Here is a 15,129-nt window from a genome sequence, read left to right on the forward strand (position 1 = left end):
TGCCTGCAGGGTCGGTGGGTGGCGGCGTGCCACCCAGAAGGTGGCGCCCTCCGGACCATAGCGTTCGGTGTGGGGCACTTCGGCGTCCAGCGCGAAGGTGTCCCCCGCCTGCAGGTGCCGGGTGGTCTCGCCCATGTCCAGCCAGAACTCGCCCCGCACCACCTGGGCCTGCACCGCGAACGGATGCGTGTGCAGGCCGGTGTCGGTGCCGGGCGCCCACTCGCGCACCAGCACGGCGTCGAAGCCCCGGGTGCGGGCGTCTGCCTCGAATCGGTCGAATGTGTCGAAGGTCTGGGGTGCCATGCGTCGGTCTCCTCGGGTGGCTGCATGGCCGGTGACCACGCGCCTGCAGCGTACGCCAGCCCCGGAGACCATGCCATCATGACGGCATGAACGCCCCCGCCGAATCCGCCCTCCGCATCGTGCGCGCCGCCTGTCCGCACGACTGCCCCGACACCTGCGCGATGCAGGTCAGCGTGGACACCACCACCGAGCGCGTCGTGCGCGTGCAGGGCCGCGCCGAGCATGTGACGACCCACGGCGCGCTCTGCACCAAGGTCTCGCGCTACGCCGAGCGGACCTACCACCCCGAGCGTGTGCTGACCCCGCTGAAGCGCGTCGGGCCGAAGGGCGCCGGGCAGTTTGTTCCCGTGACCTGGGACGAGGCGCTGGCCGACATTGCCGCCCGGCTCAAGCCGATCGCCGCCCGCGATCCCGAGGCGATCCTCCCCTACAGCTACGCCGGCACGATGGGCCTGCTGCAGGGCGAGAGCATGGCGGCACGGTTCTTCCACCGCCTCGGCGCGTCGCTGCTGAACCGCACGATCTGCGCCTCGGCCGGCGGCGACGCACTGGCGGCGACCTACGGCGGCAAGGTCGGGATGCACGTCCGCCACTTCGCCGAGAGCCGGTTGATCGTCATCTGGGGCAGCCACTCGATCGCTTCGAATCTGCATTTCTGGACCTTCGCGCAAGCCGCCAAGCGCAACGGCGCCAAGCTCGTCTGCATCGACCCACGCCGCACCGAGACGGCCGACAAGTGCCAGGTTCATCTCGCGCTGCGGCCCGGCACCGATGGTGCGCTGGCGCTGGCGCTGATGCACGAACTGGTCGTGCATGGCTGGCTCGACCAGGCGTACATCGACGCGCATGTGCAGGCCGAGGGCTGGCCCGCGCTGCGTGAACGCGCCCTGCAATGGCCGCCGGAGCGCGCCGCCGAGGTCTGCGGCCTGCCGGTCGAGCAGATCCGCGCATTCGCCCGCGACCTGGGCACGACGCAGCCGGCCGCGATCCGGCTGAACTACGGCATGCAGCGCGTGCGCGGCGGCGGCAACGCCGTGCGGCTGATCGCGCTGCTGCCGTGCCTGACGGGCGCGTGGCGGCACCGGGCGGGTGGCTTGCTGCTGTCGAGTTCGGGCTGGTTCGGCGCCATCCGCGACGACGCCGCCCGCCAGCGCCCCGACCTGCTCGCCGGCCGCACGCCGCGCACCCTCAACATGAGCACCATCGGCGATGACCTGCTGCGTGAGGCGGAGGTGTCACCCGGCTTCGGCCCGAAGATCGAGGCACTCGTCGTCTACAACAGCAACCCGGTCGCGGTCGCCCCCGAGTCGGCCAAGGTGGTGCAGGGATTTGCCCGTGAAGACCTGTTCACCGTCGTCCTCGAACACTTCCTGACCGACACCGCCGACCACGCCGACTACGTGCTGCCCGCGACGACGCAGCTCGAACACCTGGACCTCCACACCAGCTACGGCCACACCGACGTGCTGCTCAACGAGCCGGCTGTCCAACCACTCGGCCAGGCGCTGCCGAACACGGAGATCTTCCGGCGGCTCGCGGCGGCGATGGGCTTCGGCGAGCCGTGTTTCCGCGACAGCGACGAGGCGCTGGCCGAGCAGGCCTTGCGCGGCGCCGTGACCTACGAGGCGCTGAAAGCCTCGCCCGGCTGGATGAGCCTGCCGATTGCGGATGCACCGTTCGCCGAGGGCGGTTTTCCCACGCCGGACGGGCGGGTGCAGATCGACGTGCCGGGGCTGGGGTTGCCGGACCATGTGCCGCCCTACGAATCGGCGGCCTCGTCGCCCGCGCTGGCGGCGCGCTACCCGCTGGCGATGATCTCCCCGCCGGCCCGCAACTTCCTGAACTCGACCTTCGTGAACGTGAAGAGCCTGCGCGACATCGAGGCCGAGCCGATCGTCGAGATCCACCCCGACGACGCCGCCGCCCGCAGCCTGACCGACCGCACGCCCGTGCGTGTCTTCAACGACCGTGGCAGCTACCACTGCACCGCCCGCGTCAGCACCCGCGCCCGCCCCGGCGTCGTCAACGGCCTCGGCATCTGGTGGCGCAAGCTCGGCGTGCGTGGCACCAACGTCAACGAGGTCACGCACCAGCGGCTCACCGACATCGGCGCGGCGCCGTGTTTCTACGATGTGCTGGTCGAGGTGGAAGCCGCGCCGGGAGTGGCCGGGTGAGGGCGGCCCGCACGCTGGCACTCCTGCTCGCCACGGCGCTGTCCGCGTGTGCGACGACGACGGCCGCCGATGATGTCGATTCGGCATGGCGGCCTGGGTATCTGTGGCAATCGGTGGCAGGCCATCTGCGGATGCTGGGCGCGGCGCGGCCGGTGGACGAGGTGCTGGCCGATCCCGCCACGCCGGACGACATCCGCCAGCGGCTTGAACTGAGCCGCGCACTGCGCGACTACGCCAGCCGCGTGCTGGCGCTGCCGGACAACGCGAGCTACCGCCGTTACGCCGATCTCGGACGACCGGCCGCCGTGTGGAACGTGGTGGCGGCGCCCGAGCTGTCGCTCCAGCTCAAGACCTGGTGCTTCCCGGTACTGGGCTGCGTCGGCTACCGCGGCTACTTCGACAAGGCCGAGGCCGAACAGCTGGCCGCCGCGCTGCGGGCACAGGGCTGGGAGGCGAGCGTCTATGGCGTGCCGGCCTACTCGACGCTGGGCAGGCTGCCGGGCAGCGTCTTCGCCGACCCGCTGCTCAACACCTTCCTGCGTGGCGCGGAGATCGATCTGGTGCGGCTGGTCTTCCACGAGCTGGCGCACCAGGTGGCCTATGCGGACGGGGACACGACGTTCAACGAGTCCTACGCGACGGCGGTGGAGCGCATCGGCAGCCGGCAGTGGCTGGCACAGGGTGGCCGCGAGGCCCAGATCACCGCGACCGATGCGCTCGACCGGCGCCGTGCCGAGTTTCGCGCGATGACGATGCGTGCCCGCGACCGGCTGGATGCGCTCTACCGCAGCGCTGCACCGGACGAGGAGAAGCGCCGCGAGAAGGCGCGGCTGCTGGCCGGGCTGCACACCGAGTACCTGCGGTGGCGGGATGGGTCCTGGGGCGGAGACCGTGCGTACGATGCTTGGTTCGACAGCGTCAACAATGCGCGGCTGGGGGTGCTGGCGGCCTACAACGCGCAGGTGCCGGCATTCGAGCGGCTGTTCGAGCGGGTGGGGCAGGACTGGCCGCGCTTCCATGCCGAGGTGTACCGGCTGGCCGCCTTGACCAAGGTCGAACGCGACGCGGCGCTGGCGCAGCCTTGAAGCAGCCCCTGGGGCTCACTTCAGCGCTGCGATGCGCTGGATGTCGTTGTAGAGCGCGTAGATCTGCAGCAGTGTCCTGTTGTCGGGGCGCTCGGGCAGCAGCTTCGAGTCGGCGACGGCCTGGACAAAGGCGGCGTGGAGATCGGACATGGCCAGTGGAAAAGGGCAGTGACGGTGCGGCGCAGTGTAGTGCCGCTGCATCATTGCCCTGTTCTTGGCGCCCCGATGGGGCGTGTGGTCCGTGTGCTCAGAAACCCATGCGGGCGAGCAGATCGTCGACTTCGTTCTGATCGGACACCACGTCCGTCCGGTTCTCGGGATTCACCACCGGTCCGTGGAGGTCATCTTCGTTGACCAGGGCGATCGACTTGTATCCCGGCGCGACCTGCAGCAGCAGCTGGACCAGGTTCTGCTCCAGATCGCCCGTGAGCCGGACGACCTTGCTCACGATCTGACCGGTCAGGTCATGGAAGTCCTGGGCCACCATGATGTTGGTCAGGTGGTCGTCGATGCGGTTGGTCGAGCCCTGCACCTGGGCGATCAGGGCATGCAGTCTCTCTTGTGTGGCCGGGTTCGGAAGGGCACTGCTGGCCAGTTCTTGCCGCATGTCCCGGGACGCATCGCTGATGCTCTGCTGCTCCAGCTTGGCTGCATCGACCGAGTTCAGGACCTTGTCTGCCGCATCGGAGGTCTTTTTCGCGATGTAGTTCAGCCGGCTGCGCGCGTCAGGCAGCGCCTGCGTCGCTGCCTGCAGATCGCCCATCAGGCCCATTTGTGCGACGGAGTCGTGCAGCTTGCGCGTGATTTCACCAATCTGCCGGATCACCTCAGGCGAGGCATAGTGATTTTGCTGGTCAGTCATGGTGGTCTCCACGGTTAGGCTGTCACGGGCATCTTCTGGATGATCTTGGTGACCTTTTCTTCCAGCGTGGCCTTGGTGAACGGCTTGACGATGTAGCCGGCCGCCCCGGTCTGTGCGGCCCGGACAATGTCTTCCTTGCGCGCTTCGGCTGTCACCATCAGCACGGGGATGTGGCACAGCGCCGGATCCTGCTTGATCTGGTTGAGCAGCTCGAAGCCATCCATGTTGGGCATGTTGATGTCGCTGACGACAAAGTCGATGCGACCGGCGCGCAGCACCTGGAGGGCGTTGACGCCGTCCTCGGCCTCCTCGATGTGCAGGCAGCCCATTTCCTTGAGCAGCCCGCGCACGATGCGGCGCATGGTGGAGAAATCGTCGACGACGAGAAAGCGGAGATCGGGGCAGGCGGGCATTACGAATCCTTCAGCATGAATGGGCCGTAGACAGGGTTATCGGCCGGCGGCCGGTGGACTTGAGGCGAGGTCATCGGCGGGCATGGCGTTGACGGACGTGGCGTCATCGCTTTCGAAGAACCGCTCTTCGGCTTCGCGCGTCATCACGATGATGCTGATGCGGCGGTTGACGGGGTTCTTGGGGTCGCGCTTGTCGAAGGGGACGCTGGCCGAGAGTCCCTGGACCCGCAGCACGCGGTCGTCCTTGAGCCCCCCGGCGATCAGCTCCCGCCGCGAGGCGTTGGCGCGGTCGCTCGACAGCTCCCAGTTGCTGTAGCCGCCTGAGCCGCCGGAGAAGGCCAGGGCGTCGGTGTGGCCTTCGAGCGTGAGCTTGTTGGGCACTTCGGTGAGCACGCTGCCGATGGCGCGCAGGATGTCGCGCATGTAGGGCTTCACCACGTCCAGACCGCTGTCGAACATGGGCCGGTTCTGCTCGTCGACGATCTGGATGCGCAGCCCGTCGCGGGTCATGTCCAGCCGGATCTGCGATTTGAATGCAGCGAGCTGCGGCGAGGCGGAGACGACCTCCTTGACGCGGTCGCGCAGGCCTTCGAGGCGCTGTTTCTCGGCCTGTGCCTGGTTGGCCTTGAGGGCCTGGAGCTGGTAGGTCTTGCGCTCGGCCTCGATGTCGCCCCGCTTGACCTGGCCGGCTGTGCGGTTGATGTCCTGGCCGCCCCCCTTGATGACGGATGACGAGTCGCCGGAGCCGGAGCCGCCACCCATCAGCGCGACCTTCAGGGGCGACTGGAAGTAGTCCTGCAGACCCTTCTTGTCGCCGTCGGTCGTGGAGCCGAGCAGCCACATCAGCAGGAAGAAGGCCATCATCGCCGTCACGAAGTCGGCGTAGGCGATCTTCCAGGCGCCGCCATGCACACCATGGCCGCCCTTCTTGACCTTCTTGATGATGATGGGCTGCAGTTTCTTGGCGTCACCGGCCATGGGAGTCTCCTGTGATCACTTCTTCTTGACGTGCTGTTCCAGCTCGGTGAAGGTCGGGCGCTCGGTCGAATACAGCACCTTGCGGCCGAATTCGATGGCGATCTGCGGCGCATAGCCCTGCATGCTGGCCAGCAGCACGGTCTTGACGCACTGCAATTCCTTGCCGTCCTCGTCGATCTTCTGCTCCATCAGGCCGGCCAGCGGTTCCGCGAAGCCGTACGCCAGCAGGATGCCCAGGAAGGTGCCGACCAGCGCCGAGCCGATCATCCCGCCCAGCACGGCTGGCGGCTGGCCCACCGAGCCCATGGTGTTCACCACGCCCAGCACCGCGGCCACGATGCCGAAGGCGGGCAGGGCGCCGGCCAGCCGCGCGATGGCGGCCGAGGCGCCGTGCGCCTCGTTGTGGTGGGTCTCGAGTTCGGTGTCCATCAGGGACTCGATCTCGTGGGCATTCAGGTTGCCCGACACCATCATGCGCAGGTAGTCGCAGACGAACTCGGTGACGTGGTGGTCATTGCCGACGACGGGGAACTTCTGGAACAGCGCCGAGGCGTGCGGATCCTCGATGTCCTTCTCGATCGACATCAGACCTTCCTTGCGGGTCTTCTGCAGGATCTCGAACAGCATGGCCAGCAGCTCCATCGCGCGGGCCTTGGAGTGCTTGGAGGCCTTGAAGCAGCCTGCCAGGCCCTTGCCCGCCGCCTTGAGCACCTTCATCTGGTTGTTGACCACGAAGGCGCCAAGCGCGCCGCCGAAGATCGTGAGCATCTCGAAGGGCAGGGCGTGGATGATCACGCCCATGTTGCCCCCGTGTGCGGCGTAGACGCCGAAGATGCAGCCGATGGCGACCGCCCATCCGATGATGACGAACATGCGAGACCTTTTCCTCAGATGACTTCATGGGGTGCTGCAGCGGCGGGGAGACCCGCGACCGGCACCGTGATTTGCATATCGGTCAGGAGGACTCGACACTTGAGTCGCCGTCGTGCGGGCCGTGGCCGGTCCCGGGACGGGCGTCACGGATCGCGTAGATCCACACCGGGCGCTGGTCCGGGTGCTGCAGGCGTGCGTGCGGTCGCAGGCCCAGTGCCTCGAATTCCAGGCTGACGAGCCACGTCCCCGGGCGCATTTCGCGCCGGGCCTTCTCGACGGCGCGGGGCATGCTTTCCGGGCGCTGGAAGAGGTAGACCAGGTCGTGCTCGGCCCACGATTGCGCCCACATGTCACCCTGCCGGATGCGTGCCCAGGGACAGCGCAGCGCGGCGATCAGCCGCCAGGGCCGGCTCCACTCGATGCCTTCCAGCCGGGCCTGCGGCCAGACCCGGCGCAGGGCCTGCAGACCGTGACCCAGGCCGCAGCCGGCGTCCAGCACGCGGGCCTGCGCGGGCAGCTCGATCAGCTCGTCGAGTCCGTCGAGCGCCGTGGCGCCTGTCGGGAACAGGGGGGCATCGGACCATGCCCGCACTGGATAGGCCACCGCCAGCAGGACCAGTGGCAGCAGCCACCAGACCGCCGACCAGCCGCTGGCCAGTCCGCTGAGCGCGAACGACAGCGGGAAGCCCGCGGCGATCATCAGTCGGCGCCAGCGCGAAGCGGCCAGCAGTGCCAGCGCGCTGCCGACCAGGACCGCCCCGGCGAAGGAGACGCCGACTCCGACGTCCAGTGACTGCATGCCCAGCCAGTGGCCCCATGCCAGCGCCCAGCACAGCAGCGCGGGCAGCGGCCAGGGCAGTCTGCGGCCCGTGACGGATCCCGTGGCGGGGCGGGTGCGCGCGATGGCGGGCGGCGGGCGGAGCGTCGGCGGACGGCGCAGGGAGGCGGGCATGGTCGGCTCTCAGGCGGGGTGCGCCATCGTGGTGGGTGTCAAGGCGCGGGCGACGATGTCGGTCTTCAGCTCCGTGCTGGACACATGTTCGGTGCGTGGCAGGTACACCACGTCGCACAGCGCCCGGAACTCGTCGAAGTGCCCGGTCCAGTCGCTGCCCATCACCAGCGCATCAGCGCCGTAGGCTTCGATGTCGCGGGTCTTCTGGGCCCAGTCCGTCTCGGCGATGACCTCGTCGACATGGCGGCAGGCCTGGATCATGGCCACCCGGTCCGCGAACGGCACGACCGAGCGCTTGCCCTTGACCGCGTTGAACTCGTCGGTGGACACGGCCACGACCAGCCGGTCGTAGCGCTGCTTGATCCGCTCGAACAGCCGGACGTGTCCGATGTGGAACAGGTCGTAGGTGCCGTAGGTGATCGCGATGGAATGGAGCCGGGCCGGCTGCCGCAGGCGCGCCGGACCGCTCAGGAACAGGACACTGGTCATGGGAGGCTCCCGAGGGTGGTTACAGAGCTGCTGCCAGTTCTTCCAGCAGGAGCTGGCTGAACCGTTCGCCGGCCTGGGCATCCGTGTGGTCGAACAGGCGCTGGCGCATGGCCGCCCGTGTCGGTGCGTAGGTGCGGCCCTGTGCGTCGGGCTGGCGCAGCACGTCGAGCAGCGTTTGCACGCTGGTGGCCATCGGGCCGGGGTGTTCGTCGAGCTTGGCGTCGAAGAGCTGGCGCGAACGGGTCACGTAGTCCTGGTGGTCCGGCCGGAACAGCACGATCGGCCGGTCCAGCAGCAGGTAGTCGAACATCACCGAGGAGTAGTCGGTGACCAGCAGGGAGGTCTCGCGCATCACCGGATAGAGGTCGGTGCGCGGCGTGACGAAGCGGGCCGTTGGCATCGCGACGGCCAGTTGCGGGATCAGCGGCGCTTCGACCGGGTGCACGTTGACGATCAGCAGATCACCGCGGCGTGCCAGCGCCTGGGCGAGCTGTTCCAGACCGGCTTCGAGCAGCCAGGTGCCTTGTCGGGCGTCCCGGAAGGTCGGCGCATACAGGACCACCCGTTTGCCTGCTGCGCGGGTCTTCTTGGCGAGCTGGTAGATGTCCATGTCGACGTTCAGCAGATCGGCCGCATCGGGCGTGCGCAGCAGCACGTCGTTGCGCGGGTAGCCGATCGGCGCATAGCGTTCGAAGCCGAACCAGCGGCGCCATTCCGGCTCCTGTCCGGCCGAGGTGCCGACCAGCCGTGTGTAGGGGCCGCAGGTGGACAGCACGCGTGCGAAGCGTGCGGACATCTGGCGCAGTGGCACGAGGTTGCGCAGGCCGATTTCCTTGATCGACACGCCATGCCAGAGCTGCACATGGCGCGCACCGGCCAGCAGTGCGGCGGCGTAGGGATTCGGGTTGAGCAGGTGGTCGCAGGTCACGACCACCGCCGCCGACAGCGCCGCATGCACATGGGACGTGCTCCAGTCGTTGTGGTGCAGTGGGAAGCAGGCTTCGCCGAGCGAGGTGACGGCCTGCTCCTGCTGTGCCGTCTGCGGCAGGAACCAGGCCGTGATGCCCTCCTGGCGTGCCCGCTCGCGGAAGGCCAGCCAGGCGTACTTGACGTTGCAGCCGAAGTACGTGGTGCCGACGAAGACGACGCTGCGTTCCTTCGGGTGGAATTGCGAGGTGCGTGTCAGTTCGTGGCAGGCCTGGCTCAGGTGGGCCTGCTGCTCCAGGGTCTGCATCCGGCGTTCCAGCGTGGCCAGGGCCTCGGTGCCGGGGCCCGTGTCGGCTGCGGGGGCGGTCGGCTGCTGCAGACCCAGGACGGCATCGACCAGCTGGTCGATCGCCTGGCTGATCTGGTCTCCCAGTGCCTCGGTGGCCTCGATCCGGGACAGCAGATGCGGCATCGTCAGCGTGTCACGGCCCGGGTGCACCAGTCGCTCGGGGGTCACGACGTCGGGTTGTTGGAGTTGCTCGTGCATGGGGCTGGCCGGGCTGGTGGGTAGGCCTTGAATGTAGGCACCGCCTGCCGGCCATCAACAGCTGAAAAAGGTCGCGCTGCCGTGGCAGTTTCCTCTACCGCTGATCGAGGGCGGCGCCGCAACTGGTGCAGGGTCCGCCCGCAATTCGGCCCGCTGGTCGGCGTGGCCCGGGCCTAGATTCCTGCCATGTCTCTGGTCACCACCGCACACCGCCCGCCCGCCCGCGCACTGGCCCGCGCCACCACCCGGTCGTATCCGAACCGACAGTCCGTCCGGGACTGGCTCGCGGGACTGCCGACCGGCAACCACGACCACGCCGTGCAGTTGCGCCAGCGCTTGCCGCTGGTGGCCGCCCATGTCGACGCCGAGGACCGGCTGTCCCTGCACCGGCATCTGTGGGAACTCTGGTCCTGCGTGGATGCACGCACCCGCGACGAGGCCACCCGGTGGCTCGACGGGCGGCTGGCGCCGTGGTGTCGGCTCATGGACGGGGCCTGGGAGGCACCGTCCACGTGGCTGGCGCTGGCCGAACTGCACCTCACCCGCACGCTGCACTGGCCGCTGGCGCCGGACTATGTGCTGGCGCTGCTGGCGTCGCACGGGCAGGTCGGCCCTGCGGCACGACCTGCTGCGCAGTGGCTGGCCGTGCGGGCACGGCTGGATGCCGACACGCTGGCCCTGTCCCCACAGGATGCCGATGCGTTGCTGCAGCAGATCCTGGTGACGCTGGAGGCGGGCGTGGCCCCGCGGGACCAGGGCATGGCGCGCATCTTCGAGCTGGCGGTGCGGATCGGCAATGCACCACTGGCGGCTGAAACGCTGGTGAAGTGCGTGCAGGGCGGTGGATCGGCCGCGGTGTCGCCACGGTGGTTCCGCTGCTGGCTGGAAGGCGAGGCATCGCTGGAGTTGAGCGAGCCGCTGCAGTCCGGTTGGCTGCAGCCGTGGCGGCTGCCGGATCCGGCCTGGCGTGCACGCCTGCTGGTCTGCCTGCACCGCGACTCCGCCAGAGGCCGGATGGCGGCCTTGCATGCCGCGCTCGGCGAGGCGAGTGCCGAACCGTTGCCGGATGGGCAGGCCTGGCGCATCCTGGGCGCGCTGGATGGTTGCCACGATCTGGCCGAACGTGGGAGCCTGCCAGCGCCGGCGGTGCGGGCACTGCTGGACAGCGGCACGCTGGCGCCACCCGCGGTCGCTGCGTTGTGCCGTGCACTGGCCCTGCAGGCGTTGGACCATGGTGACGCGGCCAGTGGCGTGCGCATGTTGGCCGAGGCGCGTGCTGTCCATGGGGATGCGCAGGCCCGCGCCTGGCTGGCCGCTGTGCTGAAGATCCTGGCTGTCGACGAGACGGCCGACGCCAGTGAGCTGTGTTCGTGGCTGGAGGCCGGTTCGTCCGGTGCCGCAGGGAGTGCCGAATGGCTGCAGTGGGAGCGTCTGGCGGGGGGGGCTGCAGGGCCGCTGCGCACGCTGGCCACCGCGATGCTGGCCCGTGCGCTGCTCGACGGGGCGCTGGAAGCGGGGGCCACGGACCGGCGCCGCGACCTGCGCCGCGCAGAGTCACTCTGGCGGAAACTGGCCGCCGATCCGGACCACGCCGACGAAGCGCAGCGGCGCCTGGCCAGCGAGCCGCTGCAGCACTGGCTGCCGTGGCTTGCGCCCGGGCCGGGCCGCGAACACCTGTGGGTGGCGCCTGCGCCGGGGGCGGGCAATGGCGAACTGCTCATCGTGCTGTCCTGTCTGGAAAGCCGGCACGGCTACGCGCAGGTCCGTGGTCTGCAGCAGGCGCTGCCGGGCCACCACCTGCTGTTCGTCAACAACCCGGAATTCAACTGGTACAGCGAGCAGGTGCTCGAAGAGATCGACGCGCTGGTGCAGGCGAGGGTGTTGACGGCGTTTGCGCCAGAACGCGTCACCTGCTACTTCGGGAGCATGGGCGGCCACGGCGCGCTGAAGCTGGCGGCGCGCTTCGGGTTCCGTGCGGTGGTCTTCAACGCGCAGATGGATCTGGACCTGTGGGCCACCTGTCGTCCGAACGAGCGGCAGCGGCTCTGGGCCGTGGCCGCCGGTGCGCGGTTCGAGGTGCCGTCCGGCGAGGATGGACCGCCGGCCACGCTCTATCTGGCCATCGGGAGCGACATGGCCGACCGCGAAGCCCTGAGCTGCCTGATCGAGTCCCTGCGCGTTTGCCGGAACGGGCAGTTCATCATCGAGAAGTTCGCCGACCCGCACCATGCCGGGCTGGTGCGGCGCATCGCGCAGCAGGGCATCCCCGACTTCATCGAGCAGGCCGCCGGGCGTCTGGCGGCACTGCGTGCATTGCCCGGGGATCCACCAGGCATGGTCGCTGTGGCCCGGAGCCAGCTGGAGAGCTTCTGGGCGCAACTCGACGCTGCGCCAGCCCTCAAGGTGGAGATCGTGTGGCGCAACGGTCGACTGTTCATCGCCGAATCGACCTGCTGCGGCACCGTGCGGGTCTGAGCCGGTGCGTCAGGCACCCTTGGGCATCAGCAGATGCCGAAAGCTGTCGAGCTTGCGGTAGCTGCGGTTCAGGCTGTTGCCGAGCAGGGTCAGCGTCCGGCTGGAGTAGAACGAGATGTGTCCATTGCGCGGCGCCACATACCAGTCGTTCACCCAGTTTCCCTGGACCTCGGCCATGTCCTTGGTGGACAGCATGAGGATGCCGTGGTCGGCGCTGTAGGAATTCAGCTCCGCGAACAGCCGCAGCGGGTCCGGCACATGCTCGGCGACCTCGATGCAGATGACGAGATCGAACCCGCCCTGGGCCGGTTTCACCGGGTCGCCGTGAAACGGATCGTATTCGGTGACGTGGGCGTAGCCCGCTTCACGCAGCAGACGCGCGGTGTGTCCGTTGCCACTGCCGTAGTCCAGGATGCGCACCGAGCGGTCGTGGATCAGCTGCTGGACGAGCCTGCAGGTGTTCTGGGGGCGTTCGGTCGCGAAGTTCGGATCGAACAGGGTGTATTCGTCGTTGTAGATGTGGGCCTGGTATTGGGCCGGACTCCACCCGTCGAAGGCCTCCGTGAACGCAAATTCACATTCCGCGCAGCGGTAATACGCGATGGGCAGCCCGCGGATCTGGCCGCGCTGGGCGTTGTAGCCGAAGCAGTCCCGATCGAAGTCCACGAATCCCGACAGTCGGGCATTGGCGCCGCAGCACTTGCAGGGCGACTGTGTCGCGTGGGTGGCCCGCAGTGCCGCGATGCCGGTGGAAGGTTCGTCCAGCGTGACGTCCACGTTCGGTCTCCTTGAGCAGAATAAAAAAACGGACCCGGGCATCGCGCCGTGGGTCCGTGTCAAAACACCGGGAGTGGTGTAGGGGGAAAAATCAGTGCAGTTGCAGCGAGCCGCTGGCCTTGCCCTTGCCGGCCCGGGCCGGTGGGTTGCACAGGCCACAGATGAAGTGCTTGGCGATCTCGTGCGGGTGGGTGACGAAGTGACCGCCGCACTTGGAGCATTTCGTCATCGTCAGCATGCCGTTGTCGACGAACTTCACCAGGCGCCAGGCGCGGGTGACGGAGAGCAGCGGCTCCAGGTTCTGGGCCTGGGTCTGCTCCAGATAGAGCTGATACGCCTTGATCACGGTGTCGATCTCTTCGAGTTCGGCCACCTTGTTCAGGTATTCATGGGTATTGAGGAACAGCGACGCGTGGATGTTGGGCTGCCACGTCATGAACCAGTCGGTGGAGAAGGGCAGCTGGCCCTTGCTCGGCGACTTGCCGGCGACTTCCTTGTACAGGCGCAGCAGGCGCTCGTAGGACAGGTCGGTCTCCGACTCCAGCACCTGCAGGCGGGCGCCCAGCTTGATCAGCGTGACCGCGCGTTCGATCTGCTTGGCTTCGGTCAGGATGCTCTTGCACTTCATGGTGGTCTTCCCCGGTGTGTCGTCGTGTTCTGGATCTGCGCCTGGCGCCTGGTGCGGCTCAGGCGGCTTCTTGATGGCGACCGGCCATCAGGATGCTGGCATGCAGGCGGGACACGCCGTCGTTGGCCGCGCTCTTGCCGTGGTTGGTCAGCAGGCTCCACACCAGATCGTCGTCGACACGCATGCGGCACAGCAGGGTGTTGCCGGCGGCGATCTTCAGCATCTGGGCCGGCGACAGCATCTCCAGGATGGCCGCGGTCTCTTCCGACACACCCAGGCGGAACAGCGCCTGCTCGCGGTCGGCACGGATCAGGCTCTGCGCCAGCATCATGTAGGACAGATTGGCTTCGCGGATTTCGGAGAGGATCTGTTCGGTGTTCATGTCGAGTTCCTGTCGGTCTGGGTGGGCTTCGCTGCCTGGTGGAGGTCGGCGAGGCGTTGTCGATGGAGTCGATTCTGATGACATGAACTGGGCGGGAACATCAGCCCTCTTCCGTGCCTTGAGTCCCCGAAACTCTTGTAGCGTGTCAGGCAAATTCCTACAGCGTGTCATCCTCGAATGGCACGTTTGCACGGTTCACTGCGGTCGGGTCGGCGCAGTCGTGCGGTCTGGCACAGGGATGCGGCGGGCGGCGGGGGCCTCGACGTTCAGCAGCAGCTCGAATTGCTCCAGCGCGGCCTCGCGGCTGCCCTGTGCCGACAGCGCCATGGCCAGCGTGAATCGGCTGGCCGTGTGATTTGCGTCCTGTTTCAGTGCCAGTTGCGCACAGGACACCGCGTACTGCAGATCGCCCATGCGAAAGGCCTGGGCGGCCCGCTCCGACAGATCTGCCAGATCCCGCCGTGATTCGGCAGAACGCGCAGGGGCAGGCCGCGCCTGGGTGGCTGCGATGGCCCGTGCCACCTGCAGCGCCGATGGCCGGTGGTCGCGATGCGCCAGCGGTGGGGGGGCGAGGCGCGCGAGCGTGTCATCGATGGTGGCCAGTGCGCGGCTGAGAGAGAAATCCTCCAGCAGCGCATCCTCGTCGTTCCCGATGTCCAGCGCGGGATCCGGACATGACAGCGTGTCCATGCGCGTGAAGGGCATGCCGAACAGGTGCAGCCAGAACTGGTCCCAGATGCGGACATGCACCGGATCCTGGCGCAGCCAGTCGCCCGCCTGTGCCAAGGCAGGACCATCGGCTGCGAGCCAGTCGTTGATGCGCGACTGCCGCACCGCGAACAGCAGCCCGCTGTCGCGCAGGCCCAGATCATGTTGGCCCACGGTCCGTGCGAATCTCCCCAGACCACAGGCTTCGAAGAAGTGCACGGCTGGATGGTCGTCGTCGGTCAGCCGGTGTGTCTGGCGGTAGCGGTGCTGGGTCCGGTACACCACCTTGTCGAAACCACCCAGGGGCGCCCAGCTGCACAGGTCGAACCGGACCGGAGCGATCGGCAGATCCGCCACCCAGTCCCGCGGATCGCGCGCGAACTCGCCTTCGGTGCGGGCTTGGGACAAGGGCTGGACCTCGCCCCACAGCGCCGAGGCTTCGAGCAGTGCGAAGAAGTCCGGACACACCTCCAGCGGATCACCCGGACAGAACACGGTCGTGGCCTCTGCCGGGCCTGTCGTCGAACGGCGCAGGTGGCTCAGATACAGCTCGCCG

General features: G+C 68.1%; 16 protein-coding genes. 3 read left to right on the forward strand and 13 right to left on the reverse strand.

Annotated features, from left to right (window positions below; genetic code table 11):
* Positions 1-303 (reverse strand): cupin domain-containing protein (locus AB3X43_RS19395; RefSeq protein ID WP_369431520.1); only part of this gene is annotated, 303 nt, incomplete at its 3' end.
* A gap of 86 nt (positions 304-389) precedes the next feature.
* On the opposite strand from AB3X43_RS19395, the gene AB3X43_RS19400 reads away from it, so the two are divergent.
* Together AB3X43_RS19400 and AB3X43_RS19405 are read left to right on the forward strand one after the other, a co-directional pair.
* Complete coding sequence (locus AB3X43_RS19400; protein WP_369431521.1) at positions 390-2,477, forward strand: molybdopterin-containing oxidoreductase family protein; 2,088 nt, start codon at positions 390-392, stop codon at positions 2,475-2,477.
* A complete protein-coding gene (locus AB3X43_RS19405; RefSeq protein ID WP_369431522.1) occupies positions 2,474-3,562 on the forward strand; it encodes an aminopeptidase in 1,089 nt (362 codons plus the stop codon). Before AB3X43_RS19400 ends, AB3X43_RS19405 begins: the two co-directional genes overlap by 4 nt.
* A gap of 15 nt (positions 3,563-3,577) precedes the next feature.
* On the opposite strand, the gene AB3X43_RS19410 is transcribed toward AB3X43_RS19405, so the two are convergent.
* The 8 genes from AB3X43_RS19410 to AB3X43_RS19445 form a co-directional block, all read right to left on the reverse strand.
* Complete coding sequence (locus tag AB3X43_RS19410) at positions 3,578-3,712, reverse strand: acyl-CoA-binding protein (protein WP_473965154.1); 135 nt, start codon at positions 3,710-3,712, stop codon at positions 3,578-3,580.
* A 97-nt stretch (positions 3,713-3,809) separates the two neighbouring features.
* Positions 3,810-4,424, reverse strand: a complete 615-nt coding sequence (locus AB3X43_RS19415) for a protein phosphatase CheZ (protein ID WP_369431523.1) — start codon at positions 4,422-4,424, stop codon at positions 3,810-3,812.
* 14 nt (positions 4,425-4,438) lie between these two features.
* Positions 4,439-4,837 (reverse strand): chemotaxis response regulator CheY, encoded by a 399-nt coding sequence (gene cheY / locus AB3X43_RS19420; protein WP_369431524.1) that lies wholly within the window; start codon positions 4,835-4,837, stop codon positions 4,439-4,441.
* Positions 4,838-4,873: 36 nt separating this feature from the next.
* Positions 4,874-5,815, reverse strand: coding sequence for a flagellar motor protein MotB (gene motB, locus AB3X43_RS19425; RefSeq protein WP_369431525.1), 942 nt, complete (start codon positions 5,813-5,815; stop codon positions 4,874-4,876).
* 15 nt (positions 5,816-5,830) lie between these two features.
* A complete protein-coding gene (gene motA, locus AB3X43_RS19430) occupies positions 5,831-6,688 on the reverse strand; it encodes a flagellar motor stator protein MotA (protein ID WP_369431526.1) in 858 nt (285 codons plus the stop codon).
* Between the two features lie 82 nt (positions 6,689-6,770).
* Positions 6,771-7,640 (reverse strand): class I SAM-dependent methyltransferase, encoded by an 870-nt coding sequence (locus AB3X43_RS19435; RefSeq protein ID WP_369431527.1) that lies wholly within the window; start codon positions 7,638-7,640, stop codon positions 6,771-6,773.
* A gap of 9 nt (positions 7,641-7,649) precedes the next feature.
* Complete coding sequence (locus AB3X43_RS19440; RefSeq protein WP_369431528.1) at positions 7,650-8,129, reverse strand: FAD synthase family protein; 480 nt, start codon at positions 8,127-8,129, stop codon at positions 7,650-7,652.
* A gap of 19 nt (positions 8,130-8,148) precedes the next feature.
* Positions 8,149-9,603: a CDP-glycerol glycerophosphotransferase family protein gene (locus AB3X43_RS19445; RefSeq protein WP_369431529.1), complete on the reverse strand. Its 1,455-nt coding sequence runs from the start codon at positions 9,601-9,603 to the stop codon at positions 8,149-8,151.
* Between the two features lie 186 nt (positions 9,604-9,789).
* Between AB3X43_RS19445 and AB3X43_RS19450 the strand changes: the two genes are divergently transcribed.
* Positions 9,790-12,078 (forward strand): hypothetical protein, encoded by a 2,289-nt coding sequence (locus tag AB3X43_RS19450; RefSeq protein ID WP_369431530.1) that lies wholly within the window; start codon positions 9,790-9,792, stop codon positions 12,076-12,078.
* 9 nt (positions 12,079-12,087) lie between these two features.
* On the opposite strand, the gene AB3X43_RS19455 is transcribed toward AB3X43_RS19450, so the two are convergent.
* The 4 genes from AB3X43_RS19455 to AB3X43_RS19470 all read right to left on the reverse strand — a co-directional run.
* A complete protein-coding gene (locus tag AB3X43_RS19455; protein ID WP_369431532.1) occupies positions 12,088-12,855 on the reverse strand; it encodes a methyltransferase domain-containing protein in 768 nt (255 codons plus the stop codon).
* A 91-nt stretch (positions 12,856-12,946) separates the two neighbouring features.
* Positions 12,947-13,483 (reverse strand): flagellar transcriptional regulator FlhC, encoded by a 537-nt coding sequence (gene flhC, locus AB3X43_RS19460; protein WP_369431534.1) that lies wholly within the window; start codon positions 13,481-13,483, stop codon positions 12,947-12,949.
* 58 nt (positions 13,484-13,541) lie between these two features.
* On the reverse strand, positions 13,542-13,865 hold the full coding sequence (gene flhD, locus AB3X43_RS19465) for a flagellar transcriptional regulator FlhD (RefSeq protein WP_338415700.1): 324 nt from the start codon (positions 13,863-13,865) through the stop codon (positions 13,542-13,544).
* A 195-nt stretch (positions 13,866-14,060) separates the two neighbouring features.
* Positions 14,061-15,129 (reverse strand): hypothetical protein (locus AB3X43_RS19470; RefSeq protein WP_369431536.1); only part of this gene is annotated, 1,069 nt, incomplete at its 5' end.

Origin of the sequence: Sphaerotilus sp. (assembly GCF_041083715.1) — a bacterium.
Lineage (GTDB): Bacteria > Pseudomonadota > Gammaproteobacteria > Burkholderiales > Burkholderiaceae_C > Sphaerotilus.